This is a genomic window from Thiomonas sp. (genome assembly GCF_054608695.1).
In genome coordinates this window covers 1-13921 of sequence record NZ_JBTRXV010000012.1, presented here as the reverse complement: position 1 = coordinate 13921, position 13921 = coordinate 1, and the positions used below count along the sequence as shown (strand labels likewise).

Sequence of the window (13921 nt, the reverse complement as noted above, 5' to 3'; positions counted from 1 at the left end):
GCAGCAAGCGCGACAGATGACAGGGTCAGGGGCGTGCGGCCGAAGCGGCCGGGCTTGCCGTGGGCGAAACCGAGGGCGCCGCTGGAGATGATGGCGCCTGTTGAGGGGTATTGGCGGGACTGATCGCAGGGGCTGGGGCTGGGGCCGGCTGCGCTTGAGCCCCGCTGTCCATCGTGTCGCTGACGTCGCCGGCAGCGTCGGCATCTGAATAGTTGCCGCCCGAATCCAGCGGTCCGGGAGACAAAATGCCTTCGCTGCGCACGGCCTTGACTTGCGACTTGCGCTGCTGCATGAAAGCATCGCGCGTGAAAACGTAGGGGTCGAGCGCGATTTGTTCGAGCAAGGCCGTGGTGCTCAACATGTTGGCGCGGGTATTGACGAGTTGCAGCACGGCCGCCGAGTTGCGCACGGCCGCGTTGTTGGTGGTGTAGTTGAAGGGCGCGTAAAAAATGGCCACTCCGGTACCGGCAGCGTCGCGGATGGTGCTGGGGCCAAGCAGGGGTATGACGAAATACGGGCTGGAGCCGATGCCGTAACGTGCCAGTGTGAGGCCAAAGTCATTCGGCTGCTTGTACAAGCCCATCTCCGAGGAAATGTCGAGCACGCCGAGCACGCCGAACACGGTGTTGACGCCCACGCGCATGAAACCGTTCAAACCCTCCACGACGTGGCCCTGGGCGAAGTCGTTGGCCATCGACCAGACATCGCCGAGATTGCCGAAGAAATTGGTCACGCCCTTGCGCATGGGAATCGGCACCACGTCCTTATAGCCCGTGGCCACCGGCTTGAGCACGGCTTTGTCGACGTTCTGGTTGATCTTGAACATCGCGCGGTTGTAAGGCTCCAGCGGGTCTTGCGGGTTGTTGGTGGCGCACCCGGCCAACAGACTCGTGGCCAGTGCAAGGCCAATGGCGGCATACTTGAGCGGCCGCCCTGAAGCAGCTTGGGCGGGTTGGACAGACAAGCCTGAGGACAATATGCGCTCCATGGGTTTATTTCGCGGCCGCGTTGCTATGGCCGCTATTGCTCGATGCGGCCTTGTTGTAGAGGAACTGGCCAATCAGATTCTCCAGAACCACGGCTGATTGCGTGTTTTGAATCACGCCACCATTTTGAAGGTTCTTCTGGGAAGCGCCGGGGTCGAGGCTGAGATATTGGTCGCCAAGCAGGCCCGAGGTGAGAATCTTGGCCGATGTGTCGGTGGGGAATTTATAGCGCTGATCCAAGGCCAGCGTGACCTTGGCCTGAAAAGTCTGGTTGTCGAACTGGATACCGGCGACACGACCGACCACCACGCCTGCGCTTTTCACGGGGGCATCGGACTTGAGGCCGCCGATATTGTCGAACTGGGCGGTGACGTCGTAGGTCGGGCCGAAATTCAGGCTCAGCAGATTGCCGGCCTTCAGTGCCAGAAACAGCAGGGCCGCCGCGCCGATCAGCACGAACAGCCCCACCCAGACGTCGATTTTCTTGCTTTCCATGCCTGCTCCTTGTCGCTCGGCGCCACGCTTTGCAGTGGCGGCGCCGAGCCTGTGCGTTCAAGTGCTGAACATCAGCGCCGTCAAAATGAAATCCAGCCCCAGCACGGCCAGCGATGCCACCACCACGGTGCGGGTGGTCGCGCGCGACACGCCCTCGGGCGTGGGCTGGGCGCGCCAGCCCTGGTAAAGCGCGACGAAGGTGACGGCCACGCCGAACACCAGGCTCTTGATGACGCCGTTGCCAACGTCCTTGAACACGTCCACGCCGCTTTGCATCTGCGACCAGAAGGCCCCCGAATCGACGCCGATCATCAGCACGCCGACGACATAGCCGCCGACGATGCCCACGGCGCTGAACACGGCGGCCAGGAAGGGCATGGCGATCAGGCCACCGACGAAGCGCGGCGCCAGGATGCGCGCCATGGGATCGACCGCCATCATCTCCATCGCCGAAATTTGCTCGCCCGCCTTCATCAGCCCGATCTCGGCGGTCAGCGAAGTGCCGGCGCGTCCGGCGAACAGCAAGGCCGTGACCACCGGGCCGAGTTCACGCACCAGGCTGAGCGCCACGACCAGGCCGAGCGAGTTGGCTGCGCCGTAGCGCGACAGCGTGTAGTAGCCCTGAAGCCCGAGCACGAAGCCGACGAACAGGCCCGACACGGCGATGATGGACAGCGAGTAGTTGCCCAGGAAAAACACCTGTTGGGCGATGAGCTGCGGGCGGCGCAATGCGCTTGGCAGCAGCGCCAACAGACGCAGGAACAGACGCAGGCCGTAGCCGAGGTTGGCCAGCAGGCGACGGGTGCCGAAGCCGATGGATGCGACGAAACCGAGGATGGCGTTCATGGCCGTGCTGCCGGTGTGTCGAGAAAGTCGGCCTGCAGCGGCGCAGCCGGGTAGTGGAAGCCGACTGGCCCGTCAGGCTCGCCGCGCACGAACTGGTGCACCAGCGGATCGGCGCTGGCGCGCAACTCGGCCGGCGTGCCCTCGGCGATGAGGGTGCCGTTGCCCAGAATGAACACGCGATCGGCGATGGCGAAGGTTTCATCCACGTCGTGCGAGACGACGATGCTGGTGAGGCCCAGTGCGTCGTTCAGGGTGCGGATCAGCCGCGCGGAAATGCCCAGCGAAATGGGGTCGAGCCCGGCGAACGGCTCGTCGTACATCACCAGCGCGGGATCGAGCGCGATGGCACGCGCCAGTGCCACGCGCCGGGCCATGCCACCGGAGAGCTGGGCGGGATAGAGGTCGCGCGCGCCGCGCAGGCCCACGGCGTTGAGCTTCATCAGCACCAGGTCGCGAATCATGCTTTCGGGCAGGCGGGTGTGCTCGCGCAAGGCGAAAGCCACGTTCTCGAACACCGTCTGATCGGTGAACAGCGCGCCCATCTGGAACAACATGCCCATGCGCCGGCGCGCGGCGTACAACTCGGCATGCCGCATCGCGCCCACGTCCTGGCCGTCAAAGCGCACCGTGCCGGCAGTGGCCCGGATCTGGCCGCCGATCAGGCGCAGGGTCGTGGTCTTGCCGCCTCCGGAGGCGCCCATGACCGCCACCACCTGGCCAGGCATCACCCGCAGCGAAGCCTGCGTAAGCACAGGGCGCGCGTCGTAGCCAAACTCGACGGCGTCGAATTCGACCAGCGGCTGCTTGGGCGTATGGGTCATACGTTGGAAGTTGGGTATCCGGGTTGCCCCGAAGGAAGTCCTGCATTCTATTGAGACTGCATCAATGTGCCGTTGGCGGCCTGCCAACACCGGGTTCTTCGACGCCAAAGTCGTTGAATGTGCTGTGCTCTGGGCAATATTTCCCAATCAAAACCTATGATTGCAGCTCTCAGGTTCGCTCCCGCATGCCACACCACACTGGAAACCATTGCCATGACCGGACCCGATCGTCCTTTTTGGCAGCGCTTGTTCGAGCAAAACATCACCCCCTGGGATCGCGGTTCGGCCAGTCCGCAACTGCTGGCGTGGCTGGAAAGCGGCACGCTCAGCCCTTGCCGCATTCTGGTTCCCGGCTGTGGCAACGGGTACGAAGTTCTGGCCCTGGCTGCAGCGGGTTTCGAGGTCACGGCGCTGGATTACGCCCCGGCTGCGGTCGAACGGGTTGCTGCGCAGCTCCGGGCAGCAGACCTACGTGGGAGCGTTTTGCAGGCTGATGTGCGCGAATGGACGCCGGATGATGGCCTGTTCGATGCGATTTACGAGCAAACCTGTTTGTGTGCGCTGCATCCGGACGACTGGATGAGCTATGCCGCGCGGCTGCATGCCTGGCTCCGGCCTGGAGGGCGGCTGTTCGCTCTCTTCATGCAAACGCTCAAGGATGGCGCGGCCCAGGGCCTGATCCAGGGGCCGCCCTATCACTGCGACATTCACGCCATGCGCGCGCTGTTTCCCGCGTCGCGCTGGGACTGGCCGGCGCCGCCCTTCGCCCATGTTCCCCACCCTTTGGGGATCTTCGAAATCGGCATCCTGCTGCAGCCCAAGCCAGCCGCATAGCAGCGCCTGGGGTGCCGGCGCTGCCCAAGCCGGCTCAACCAGCTTCGTGCTGCGTCACGCGCTGCACCCCACGCGCCGCTTCATGAACCTCGACGTGGGACGACTCGAAGGCTCGCAGCCGGGCGGCGTCGGGGACCTCGATGCCGCCGTAGCGCAGCCGCAGCAGGCCGAGACTGGAGAGGCGCTGCAAGGCCTGGTTCACGCGCTGGCGCGACAGGCCGCAGAGATAGCCCAATTCCTCCTGCGTCACGCGCAGCAGCTGCCCCACGCCCGGATACAGCACCGGATGGAACATGGCGGCCAGGGTGTGCGCCACGCGCTCGTCCGAACCGGCAAGCCGGTCGATCTGCAACTGCCCGATGAACTGGCCCAGACGCTCGTTGAGCTGGTTGACGATGGTGTGGTTGAACGCCAGGCTCCGGTCGAGCAGCCAAAAAAAGGTCTCGGCCGGCAGCAGGCCGATACGGCTTTTGCGCAGGGCGATCACGTCGTACTTCCAGACGTCGCGCTTGAGCAGCGTGCCCTCGCCGAACCAGCCTCCTGGCGCCACGCCCGTGTAGGTGATGGTCTTGCCCGAGAGCGAGACCGAAGATACCTTGACCAGGCCGCTGAGCACGCCCACCCAATGCTCGGCGCTCTGGCCGCGTTGGCAGACGGGGGCGCCGGGCTCGAACACCTGCACGCGCAAATCGTGGTGCACGCGCAGGCGTTCGCTGTCCTGCAGCTCGGCCATCCACGGGCAGGACTGGGTGAATTCGGTGTAATCCCTAGGCTTCATGGCGCTTGATTGTCGTTTTGGGGACAAATATGCGCCAAATTCCAGCCTAAACTCCATGACAAAATGTAAACGCTTCGAGCAAACCCACCAAAACGACGAGATGGGCAGCCAAGCATGACGATTGCGGGCTAATACCAACCCGCAACACGCAGCGCCAGGAGGAGACATGGGCGAGTTGCAAGCAGGTCGATCCGAGGACGCATCAACCTTTCCCCGGTTGCTGCTGCAGCATGCAAGGCGGCAACCCAGCGGCGTGGCCTGGCGCGAAAAAGACCTCGGCGTCTGGCAATCCATCACCTGGGCGCAGGGACTGGACTGGGTGCGGCGCCTGGCCTGTGGCCTGGCGGCCCTGGGCCTGCAGCGCGGCGAGCATGTGGCCATCGTCGGCGAAAACCGGCCACGCTTGTACGCGGTGATGCTGGCGGCGCAAACCCTCGGCGCCATTCCAGCCCCGCTCTATCAAGACGCCGTTGCGGCCGAACTGGCCTATCCACTGGAACTGGCGGCGATGCGTTTTGCCATCGTTGAAGACCAGGAGCAGGTGGACAAGTTGCTGGACATGCGCGGGGCGCTGCCGCTGCTCGACCATATTTTGTTCCACAACCCGCGAGGCCTGCGCCAGAACACGGCCCGAGGTTTGCTCAGCCTGGACGAGGTCGAGGCGCTGGGCCGGCAGCACCACGCTTTGCACCCCGATCTGTTCGAGCAAGTGGTGGCACAAGGCCGGCCGGAGGATGTGGCGGCGCTGTTCTTCACCTCCGGCACCACCGGCCACCCCAAGGGCGTGGTGCACACCCACGCCAGCCTGATCGACCGCGCCCGCGCCGGCGCCGCGTTCGACCGGCTCACCGCGCGTGAGGACGTGCTGGCTTACCTCCCTCCGGCATGGATCGGGCAGAACATCTTTTCCTACGCCCAGCATCTGGTCTGCGGCTACACGGTGAACTGCCCGGAGTCGCCATCCACCGTGGCCATCGACCTGGGCGAAATCGGCCCGACCTACTACTTCGCCCCGCCACGCGTGTTCGAGGCCCTGCTCACCAAGGTGCAGGTGCGCATGGACGACGCCGCAGGCTTCAAGCGCTGGCTGTATCGCGCCAGCATCGCCCTGGCCGAACGGGTGCAGGGGGCACGCGACGCGGGCGGCCACCCGGCGCTGCGCGACCGCCTGCTGCTGCCCCTGGTCAACGCACTGATGCTGGCGCCGCTGCGCAATGGGCTCGGCCTGAGCCGGGTGCGCGTGGCCTACACCGCGGGCGAGGCCATCGGCCCCGAGCTGTTCCGCTTCTACCGCGGCATCGGCATCAATCTCAAGCAGCTCTACGGCTCGACCGAAACCGCGGTGTTCGTCTGCATGCAGCCCGATTCCGGCGCGCGCAGCGACAGCGTCGGCCTGCCCGCGCCGGGAGTGGAATTGCGCGTGAGTGACAGCGGCGAGATCGTGTTGCGCAGCGCGGGGCTGCTGCGCGAGTACTACCGCAATCCGGAGGCCACCGCCGAGGTGCTCGACGCCGACGGCTGGTATCACACGGGGGACGCCGGCTGGATCGAGCCCGACGGCCAGTTGCGCATCATCGACCGCGCCAAGGACGTGTCGCGGCTGGCGGACGGCACCCTGTTCGCGCCCAAGCTGATCGAGAACAAGCTCAAGTTCTACCCGGCGATCAAGGAAGCGGTGGCCTTCGGTGCCGAACGCGCGCATGTGGTGGCGCTGCTGAACATCGACTTCGCGGCCGTGGGCAACTGGGCGGAAAAGCGCGCCCTGCCGTACAGCGGCTACGCCGACCTCGCCGCCAAGCCCGAGGTGCTGGCGCTGCTGGCGGATTGCGTGGCGCGTGTGAACGCCGACCTCGCCGCCGACCCGCACACGGCCGGGGTGCAGGTGCACCGCTTCGCCGTGCTGCACAAGGAACTGGACCCGGACGACGAAGAACTCACCCGCACCCGCAAGGTGCGGCGGCGCTTCGTCGCGCAGAAATACGCCGCACTGGTGGCAGCCCTGTACGACCCGAGCCGCCAGCAGCAGCACATCCACGTGCAGGTGCGTTTCGACGATGGCCGCACCGGCTCGGTGCAGGCGGATCTGCCCCTGGTTGACGCCACCGTTCACCCCGCGCTGCGCCAAGCCGCCTGAACCCATCCCCGCCAAGAGCCCACGCGATGAACCTCGCCCTGCGTCTGTCCAATCCCACGCAGCAATCACCTGCCCCCACGGCTGGCACGCAAGCCGCCACAACATCAGCGGGCCGCGCCGACGTGCTGCTCGAACTGGCCGACATTCACCTGGCATTCGGTGGCATCAAGGCGCTGCAGGGCGTGGGCTTCGATGTGCGGCGCGGCGAGATTCGCGCCATTATCGGGCCCAACGGCGCGGGCAAGAGTTCGCTGCTCAATGTGGTCGGGGGCGTCTACCAGCCGCAGCGGGGGAGGGTGCGTTTCGACGGCCGCAGCCCCGCCCGCATGCAGCCGGCCCTGGCCGCGCGCTTGGGCATCGCCCGCACCTTCCAGAACCTGGCGCTGTTTTCGGGCATGAGCGTGCTCGACAACATCATGGCCGGGCGCAGCCTGCATATGCGCTGCGGACTGCTGGCGCAGGCGCTGCGCCTGGGGCCGGCGCTGCGTGAGGAAATCGCCCAGCGCGAGGTGGTCGAGCGCCTGATCGACTTCCTCGAAATCCAGGCCTGGCGCAAGCAGCCGGTGGGGCGTCTGCCCTATGGCCTGCAAAAGCGGGTGGACCTGGGGCGGGCGCTGGCGATGCAACCCCAATTGCTGCTGCTCGACGAGCCCATGGCCGGCATGAACCTGGAGGAGAAGGAGGACATGTGCCGCTTCATCCTCGACGTGCGCGAGGAGTTCGGCACCACCGTCGTGCTGATCGAGCATGACATGGGGGTGGTGATGGACCTGTCGGACCGCGTCGTCGTGCTGGACTACGGCCGCCTCATCGCCGATGGCACGCCCGATGCCGTGCGCGCCGATCCCGAAGTCATTCGCGCCTATCTCGGCAGCGATGCCGCCTGATCCAAGACCCGACCGGAGCCCACGATGGGATTTTTGCTCGAAACCCTGATCGCCGGACTGATGGCCGGGGTGCTCTACGCCCTCATCGCCCTTGGCTTCGTGCTCATCTACAAAGCCAGCGGCGTGTTCAATTTCGCCCAGGGTGCGATGGTGCTGTTCGCCGCGCTGGCCATGGCGCGGCTGCAGGAACACATGCCCTGGCCGCTGGCGTTTTTGCTGGCTTTCGGCGTGATGGTGGCGCTGGCCTGGCTGATCGAGCGCCTGGTGCTGCGCCATCTGGTGAACCAGGAAGGCGTGACCCTGCTGATGGCGACGCTGGGCGTTGCCTACTTTCTCGAAGGCCTGGGGCAAATGGTGTGGGGCGGCGACATCTACCGCATCGACCTGGGCCTGCCCAAGCAGCCCACGGTGGTTCTGGGCGGACTGATTCCAGGCGGCCTGCTGCTGAGCCGCGAAGACCTGATCGCCACGCTGGCAGCGGCCCTGCTGGTGGCGCTGCTGACCCTGTTCTTCCAGAAGTCCGACGTCGGCCGCGCGCTGCGGGCGGTGGCCGACGACCATCAGGCGGCGCAATCCATCGGCATTCCGCTGTCGCGCATGTGGGTCATCGTCTGGTCCATCGCCGGCTTGGTGGCCCTGGTCACGGGCATGATCTGGGGCTCCAAGCTGGGGGTGCAGTTCTCGCTCTCGCTCATCGCCCTCAAAGGCCTGCCGGTGGTCATCCTCGGCGGGCTCACCTCGGTGCCGGGCGCCATCGTCGGCGGGCTGATCGTCGGCGTCGGCGAGAAGCTGGCGGAGGTCCACCTAGGCCCGATGCTGGGTGGCGGCATCGAGAGCTGGTTCGCCTATCTGCTGGCGCTGGGCTTCCTGCTGCTGCGGCCGCAGGGCCTGTTCGGCGAACGCATCATCGACCGCGTCTGAGGAAGGCAAACCATGTTCTACCGCGAAAACGGCCAGTTCAAAACCAGCTACGCCGCCGATGCACAGCTCTTCCCCATCCTGCAAGACCGGCTGTTCATCCTGGCTTTGCTGCTCGCGGCCTTCGTGCTGGTGCCGGCCTGGGGCTCGGACTATTTGCTGCGCGCCCTGCTCATCCCCTTTCTCATCCTGGCGCTGGCCGCCCTGGGGCTGAACGTGCTGGTGGGCTATTGCGGCCAAATTTCACTGGGCACCGGCGCTTTCATGGCGGTGGGCGCTTACGCCGCCTTCAACCTCATGGCGCGCCTGCCCGGCATGCCCCTGCTGCTGGCGCTGCTGCTCGCCGGGCTGATCGCCGCCGCCGTGGGCATGGTGTTCGGTCTGCCCAGCCTGCGCATCCGTGGCTTGTACCTGGCGGTGGCGACGCTGGCGGCACAGTTCCTGGCCGACTGGGTGTTCTCGCATGTGGCCTGGCTGACCCACGGCTCCGCCTCGGGTTCGGTCACGGCGCCACACCTTGACGTTTTCGGTTTGGCGATCGAGGGGCCGGTACGCAAATACCTGCTGTGCCTGACCCTGCTGTGCGTCGTCGCGCTGGCGGTGAAAAACCTGGTGCGCGGACGCAAGGGCCGCGAGTGGATGGCCACGCGCGACATGGACGTGGCTGCCAGCGTCATCGGCATTTCACCAGTGCGCGCCAAGCTCTCGGCCTTTGGCGTCAGCAGCTTCATCGCCGGCATCGCGGGCGTGCTGTGGGCCTTCGTCCACCTGGGCTCGTGGGAGCCGGCGGCGTTCAACATCGACATGTCGTTCAAGCTGCTGTTCATGATCATCATCGGCGGCCTGGGCTCGGTCATGGGCAGTTTTTTCGGCGCTGCCTTCATCGTGCTGCTGCCCATCGCCCTCAACCGCCTGCCGGCCATGGTCGGGCTGCAACTCTCGACCAGCCTGGTGTCGCACCTGGAACTGATGGTGTTCGGCGCGCTGATCGTGTTCTTTCTGATCGTCGAGCCGCATGGCCTGGCGCGGCTGTGGATCACGGCCAAGAACAAACTGCGCATCTGGCCCTTCCCGCATTGAGCGCGGGTTTGTCTGACCCTTGCCCGACCCCAAGAATTTTTTCACCCACACCACGAAGGAGACACCATGAAACCTCATCCATCCCTGCGCTATGCCGCACTGGTCCTGGCTCTGTCCGGCGCACTGCTCGCACCCCCAGTACAGGCAACGCCAGCCGAGCAATTTTTCCCGGTGCTGGTCTACCGCTCCGGCCCTTACGGCCCGAACGGCGTGCCCTGGGCCAACGGTTATGTGGATTACCTGAAGATGATCAACGCCCGCGATGGCGGCATCAACGGCGTGAAAATCACGTTCGAGGAGTGCGAAACCGGCTACGCCACCGATCGCGGCGTGGAGTGCTACGAACGCCTCAAGGGCAAGGGCCCGACGGGCGCAGCCGTATTCCAGCCGCTGTCCACCGGTGTGACGTTCGCCCTCACGGAAAAGGCACCGAAAGACAAGATTCCGCTGATCACCGCCGGCTACGGCCGCTCCGAATCGCAGGACGGCGCGGTGTTCAAGTGGAACTTCCCGCTGCTGGGCAGTTACTGGACGGCGGCCGACATCATCATGCAGGACATCATCAAGCGCGAAGGCGGCGCGGCCAAGCTCAAGGGCAAGAAAATCGCCCTCGTCTACCACGACTCGCCCTACGGCAAGGAGCCCATCGCGCTGTTGGAAGAGCGCGCCAAGATGCACAGTTTCACGCTGGACAAGTTGCCGGTGACGGCGCCCGGGGTCGAGCAGAAATCCACCTGGCTGCAGGTGCGGCGCGACCGCCCCGACTATGTGCTGCTGTGGGGCTGGGGGGTGATGAACTCCACCGCCTTGAAGGAAGCCATCGCCACCGCCTACCCGCTGGATCACCTGTACGGCGTGTGGTGGTCGGGGGCCGAGCCTGACGTGAAAGACGTGGGCGCCGACGCCAAGGGCTACCGCGCGCTGGCGATGCAATACGGCTCGGGCATCGGCCGGGTGCAGCAGGACATCCTCAAGCAGGTGTACGACAAGAACCAGGGCACCGGTCCGCGCGACCTGGTGGGCCAGGTGCTCTACAACCGCGGCGTGTATTCGGCCATCCTGGCGGTGGAGGGCGTGCGCCGCGCGCAGGAGCAATACGGCAAGAAGCCCATGACCGGCGAGCAGGTGCGCTGGGGCCTGGAAAACCTCGACCTGAACGACGCCGCGCTCAAGCGCCTGGGCGTGGACGGCCAGTTGCGCGCCCTGCGCACCACCTGCGAGAACCATCTGGGTTCGAGCTGGGCGCGGGTGCAGACCTGGGACGGCGCCAAGTGGGTGATGTCGCCCGAGTGGTTGGATGCCGACATGCAGATCATCAAGCCCATGGTGCGGCAGGCAGCGGCCAAGTATGCGAAGGAGCGCGACATCACGCCGCGTGACTGCGCCAAGGAAACCTCGGGCACCTGAAAACGCAAGCCCTGCAGGGCCTGAACAAGGCGCTTGCCGGCATCGCCCGGCAGCTGCCGCACCAGGCCCCGGCAGCCGTCTCCGCAGTGTCCGAAACGTTCATTCCCGCTGGCCTCCACTCCTCTCCCCTCCGCCATGACACCGACCCTCCCCAGCACGGCACAGTCCGTGGCCACGCAGGCCGCCTTGTTGCACGTCAACGGCATCGAAGTCATCTACAACCATGTCATCCTGGTGCTCAAAGGCGTGTCGCTGAGCGTGCCCGCCGGGCGCATCGTCGCCCTGCTGGGCGGCAACGGCGCGGGCAAGACCACCACCTTGCGCGCCATCTCCTGCCTGCTGCGCGCCGAGCGCGGCCAGGTCACCAAAGGCAGCATCCATTTCGACGGCCGGCGCATCGACCAGGACGATGCTCCGGCGCTGGTTCGGCGTGGCGTGGTGCAGGTGATGGAAGGCCGGCATTGCTTCGCCCATCTGAGCGTCGAGGACAACCTGCTGGCGGGCGCCTACAGCCGGCGCGACGGCCGGGCTGCAATCCAGAACTCGCTGGAGAAGGTCTACACCTTTTTCCCGCGACTCAAAACCCTCAGGCGCACGCAGGCGGCCTACACCTCGGGCGGCGAACAACAGATGTGCGCCATCGGCCGTGCGCTGATGGCCAGCCCGAAACTCATCCTGCTGGACGAGCCTTCGATGGGCCTGGCACCGCAAGTCGTGGACGAGGTTTTCGGCATCGTGCGTGAACTCAACCAGCGCGAAGGCACGACCTTCGTGCTGGCCGAACAGAACACGCGCATGGCCTTGCGCTACGCCGACCATGGCTACATCCTGGAAAACGGGCGTGTCGTGCTCGATGGCGCGGCCTCGGCCCTGGCCGAGAACGACGACGTGCGCGAGTTCTACCTCGGCCTTTCCGGCAAGGAGCAGAAATCCTTCCGCGACGTCCGCAGCTACCGCCGGCGCAAGCGCTGGCTAAGCTGAGCGGCGCTCACGCTGCGGTGTTGTGACCTCCCATCCGGCCATCTATAGAACGCGCTCGAACCACTCGCCACGCGCCCGCATACACATTCCACCGCATCGTCGTCCCATCGACATGGCCCATTCAGACGCCGGCTTCAACGCAATTCATGAAGCCCCCTACGACGCCCTGGAAACCCGCAGCCCGCAGTCGCGCACGGCGGACTTCTGGTCCGCTCTGCCACGCATCGCGGCACATGCCAAAACACACGCGCCGGCCTGGCGCGAACGCTTGCGCGACATCGACCCCGACAGCCTGAACCACCCCGAAGCGCTGGCGCAACTCCCGGTGCTGCGCAAAGCCCAGTTGCCGCAATCGCAGCGCGACAGCCGTGAGCAAGGCGGCGATGTGTTCGGCGGTCACGCCGCGATCGGCTGGGGCACGGCACGGCCGCTGGGCTCTGCGGCCCCGCTGCGGGTGTTCTGTTCGCCCGGGCCGCTGTTCGAACCCCAAGGTGCGCGGGCTTTTCGTCCATCCGCAGCAGGTGCGAGATATTGTGAAACGACATGCGCAGATTCAGCGTGCGCGTTGGCAAATTTCGCAGCACGCAGGCGAAGGTCAAATGACCTTGCAATGCGAATGCGAGCAGCCAAGTCATGCACTGGAGCAGGCGATTCGAAGCAGCGTGCGCGAATGCACAAAATTGCGCGCGCAAGTGCAATGGTTCACACCGGCAACGCTGCCCGATGACGGCAAACTCATCATCGATCAGCGCCCATTCATATCCGGCTGATCAGCGCCGCGCGCATTGGCGATCGTCGTATGGATCGTCGAGCGCAACCGCGCTCGAATGGAATTGGCGATACGGGTTGAATATCGCCGAGAATCAGTATCGATGCGGACGTGCCGACTGAAATCTCCGCGCCATGCGAAAGTCCATGGCTGCTTACGCAGCACCTGCCGCCTTGCACGGCAAGGACAACTGAACTGAGCACCCCTGGTGTGGTATGTGCCTGCCTCCACCGGGGTCAAGGAAGCTTGGGAACAAGCCTGCCTTTCCTTGCTGTGGGCCCGCTTGCAACAGGCCTGCATATCCGTTCATCGAGTGCCCCAGATCAACAAGCTCCAGGGCGCCGCCGCGCTGTTGCAGAGAGCAATAGCGCGGCGAAATAGCACGGTGATACAGGCAGAAGCTTGTCGCCGAGCATCACTGCGGATCTCAAGCGATCAGGAAATCTTCCTTGCGCTTGCCCATGCCCACTTCGGCTTGCAGCCATTTCGGCATCTTGCCGCGACCGGTCCAGGTGTCGCCAGTCTTGGGGTTGCGGTATTTGGCCGCAACCGTCGTGCCCTTGCTGCGCGAACCACGGCCGGTAGCGCCAAGATCCGACAGGCTGATACCGTATTCCTGCATTTTTCTGCGAATATCAGCTACGACATGGGAGATTTCCGACTTGCGCTGCAATTCAGCCTGCTGCTTGAGGGTTTCAATCTGGGAGAGCAAATCTTTATAGGACGACATCAGAACCTCCTTGGGTGTGAACAAAAAACGAACAAGAATCTTCATACGCAATGTCCGCATAATAATCGATATTCCAGAAAATGAAAAAAGCCACCCGGAGGTGGCTTGATACGGGGCACGACTGCGGCGCCTATTCGATAGCCCGAGTAATGTCCTCGATGACCTTTTTGGCGTCGCCGAAGACCATCATGGTTTTATCGAGGTAGAACAGGTCATTATCCAGGCCGGCATAGCCGGTGGCCATGGAGCGCTTGT

Annotated in this window: 16 protein-coding genes; 8 read left to right on the top strand and 8 right to left on the bottom strand. The window is 65.0% G+C overall.

What is annotated here, in order from left to right:
• Positions 1-25: 25 nt before the first annotated feature.
• The 4 genes from ACYCUK_RS06990 to ACYCUK_RS06975 are packed head-to-tail and all read right to left on the bottom strand — an operon-like array spanning position 26 to position 3148.
• On the bottom strand, positions 26-988 hold the full coding sequence (locus tag ACYCUK_RS06990; protein WP_461594083.1) for an MlaA family lipoprotein: 963 nt from the start codon (positions 986-988) through the stop codon (positions 26-28).
• A gap of 4 nt (positions 989-992) precedes the next feature.
• Positions 993-1481, bottom strand: a complete 489-nt coding sequence (gene mlaD, locus ACYCUK_RS06985; RefSeq protein WP_112487623.1) for an outer membrane lipid asymmetry maintenance protein MlaD — start codon at positions 1479-1481, stop codon at positions 993-995.
• A gap of 57 nt (positions 1482-1538) precedes the next feature.
• Entirely contained in the window at positions 1539-2327 is a 789-nt protein-coding gene (mlaE, locus tag ACYCUK_RS06980; protein WP_461594082.1) for a lipid asymmetry maintenance ABC transporter permease subunit MlaE, read from the bottom strand.
• Entirely contained in the window at positions 2324-3148 is an 825-nt protein-coding gene (locus ACYCUK_RS06975) for an ABC transporter ATP-binding protein (RefSeq protein ID WP_461594081.1), read from the bottom strand. Before ACYCUK_RS06975 ends, mlaE begins: the two co-directional genes overlap by 4 nt.
• Positions 3149-3361: 213 nt before the next feature.
• Here ACYCUK_RS06975 and ACYCUK_RS06970 point away from each other — a divergent pair, with 213 nt between their 5' ends.
• Entirely contained in the window at positions 3362-3982 is a 621-nt protein-coding gene (locus ACYCUK_RS06970) for a methyltransferase domain-containing protein (RefSeq protein WP_461594080.1), read from the top strand.
• Positions 3983-4016: 34 nt separating this feature from the next.
• Here the strand turns inward: ACYCUK_RS06970 and ACYCUK_RS06965 are convergent, their stop codons facing one another.
• The gene (locus ACYCUK_RS06965) at positions 4017-4760 is read right to left on the bottom strand and encodes a Crp/Fnr family transcriptional regulator (RefSeq protein ID WP_461594079.1); all 744 of its coding nucleotides are present in this window, start codon (positions 4758-4760) and stop codon (positions 4017-4019) included.
• Between the two features lie 166 nt (positions 4761-4926).
• Here ACYCUK_RS06965 and ACYCUK_RS06960 point away from each other — a divergent pair, with 166 nt between their 5' ends.
• From ACYCUK_RS06960 to ACYCUK_RS06935, 6 genes are all read left to right on the top strand, one after another.
• A complete protein-coding gene (locus ACYCUK_RS06960) occupies positions 4927-6894 on the top strand; it encodes an AMP-dependent synthetase/ligase (RefSeq protein ID WP_461594078.1) in 1968 nt (655 codons plus the stop codon).
• Positions 6895-6920: 26 nt separating this feature from the next.
• Complete coding sequence (locus ACYCUK_RS06955) at positions 6921-7781, top strand: ABC transporter ATP-binding protein (RefSeq protein WP_461594077.1); 861 nt, start codon at positions 6921-6923, stop codon at positions 7779-7781.
• A gap of 24 nt (positions 7782-7805) precedes the next feature.
• Complete coding sequence (locus ACYCUK_RS06950) at positions 7806-8702, top strand: branched-chain amino acid ABC transporter permease (protein ID WP_461594076.1); 897 nt, start codon at positions 7806-7808, stop codon at positions 8700-8702.
• Positions 8703-8714: 12 nt separating this feature from the next.
• Positions 8715-9779 carry a branched-chain amino acid ABC transporter permease gene (locus ACYCUK_RS06945; RefSeq protein ID WP_461594075.1) on the top strand — a complete coding sequence of 355 codons (1065 nt, stop codon included), beginning with the start codon at positions 8715-8717 and terminating at the stop codon, positions 9777-9779.
• Between the two features lie 66 nt (positions 9780-9845).
• Positions 9846-11186, top strand: a complete 1341-nt coding sequence (locus ACYCUK_RS06940) for an ABC transporter substrate-binding protein (RefSeq protein WP_461594074.1) — start codon at positions 9846-9848, stop codon at positions 11184-11186.
• 135 nt (positions 11187-11321) lie between these two features.
• Entirely contained in the window at positions 11322-12167 is an 846-nt protein-coding gene (locus ACYCUK_RS06935; protein ID WP_461594073.1) for an ABC transporter ATP-binding protein, read from the top strand.
• A 121-nt stretch (positions 12168-12288) separates the two neighbouring features.
• Here the strand turns inward: ACYCUK_RS06935 and ACYCUK_RS06930 are convergent, their stop codons facing one another.
• Complete coding sequence (locus tag ACYCUK_RS06930; RefSeq protein WP_461594072.1) at positions 12289-12567, bottom strand: hypothetical protein; 279 nt, start codon at positions 12565-12567, stop codon at positions 12289-12291.
• 91 nt (positions 12568-12658) lie between these two features.
• Here ACYCUK_RS06930 and ACYCUK_RS06925 point away from each other — a divergent pair, with 91 nt between their 5' ends.
• Positions 12659-12937, top strand: coding sequence for a hypothetical protein (locus ACYCUK_RS06925; protein WP_461594071.1), 279 nt, complete (start codon positions 12659-12661; stop codon positions 12935-12937).
• Between the two features lie 426 nt (positions 12938-13363).
• Here the strand turns inward: ACYCUK_RS06925 and ACYCUK_RS06920 are convergent, their stop codons facing one another.
• Positions 13364-13666 (bottom strand): H-NS histone family protein, encoded by a 303-nt coding sequence (locus ACYCUK_RS06920; RefSeq protein WP_461594131.1) that lies wholly within the window; start codon positions 13664-13666, stop codon positions 13364-13366.
• A 130-nt stretch (positions 13667-13796) separates the two neighbouring features.
• Positions 13797-13921, bottom strand: a 125-nt coding sequence (locus ACYCUK_RS06915; RefSeq protein WP_461594130.1) for an NAD(P)(+) transhydrogenase (Re/Si-specific) subunit beta, incomplete at its 5' end; no start/stop codon positions are given.

Bases quoted from the DNA above. Each gene is read 5' to 3' on its own strand.
- ACYCUK_RS06970 (WP_461594080.1), top strand. From the start codon at position 3,362: ATGACCGGACCCGATCGTCCTTTTTGGCAGCGCTTGTTCGAGCAAAAC.
- ACYCUK_RS06940 (WP_461594074.1), top strand. From the start codon at position 9,846: ATGAAACCTCATCCATCCCTGCGCTATGCCGCACTGGTCCTGGCTCTG.
- ACYCUK_RS06935 (WP_461594073.1), top strand. From the start codon at position 11,322: ATGACACCGACCCTCCCCAGCACGGCACAGTCCGTGGCCACGCAGGCC.
- mlaE (WP_461594082.1), bottom strand. From the start codon at position 2,327: ATGAACGCCATCCTCGGTTTCGTCGCATCCATCGGCTTCGGCACCCGT.
- ACYCUK_RS06945 (WP_461594075.1), top strand. From the start codon at position 8,715: ATGTTCTACCGCGAAAACGGCCAGTTCAAAACCAGCTACGCCGCCGAT.
- ACYCUK_RS06920 (WP_461594131.1), bottom strand. From the start codon at position 13,666: ATGTCGTCCTATAAAGATTTGCTCTCCCAGATTGAAACCCTCAAGCAG.
- ACYCUK_RS06955 (WP_461594077.1), top strand. From the start codon at position 6,921: ATGAACCTCGCCCTGCGTCTGTCCAATCCCACGCAGCAATCACCTGCC.
- ACYCUK_RS06965 (WP_461594079.1), bottom strand. From the start codon at position 4,760: ATGAAGCCTAGGGATTACACCGAATTCACCCAGTCCTGCCCGTGGATG.
- ACYCUK_RS06975 (WP_461594081.1), bottom strand. From the start codon at position 3,148: ATGACCCATACGCCCAAGCAGCCGCTGGTCGAATTCGACGCCGTCGAG.
- ACYCUK_RS06960 (WP_461594078.1), top strand. From the start codon at position 4,927: ATGGGCGAGTTGCAAGCAGGTCGATCCGAGGACGCATCAACCTTTCCC.
- ACYCUK_RS06950 (WP_461594076.1), top strand. From the start codon at position 7,806: ATGGGATTTTTGCTCGAAACCCTGATCGCCGGACTGATGGCCGGGGTG.
- mlaD (WP_112487623.1), bottom strand. From the start codon at position 1,481: ATGGAAAGCAAGAAAATCGACGTCTGGGTGGGGCTGTTCGTGCTGATC.
- ACYCUK_RS06990 (WP_461594083.1), bottom strand. From the start codon at position 988: ATGGAGCGCATATTGTCCTCAGGCTTGTCTGTCCAACCCGCCCAAGCT.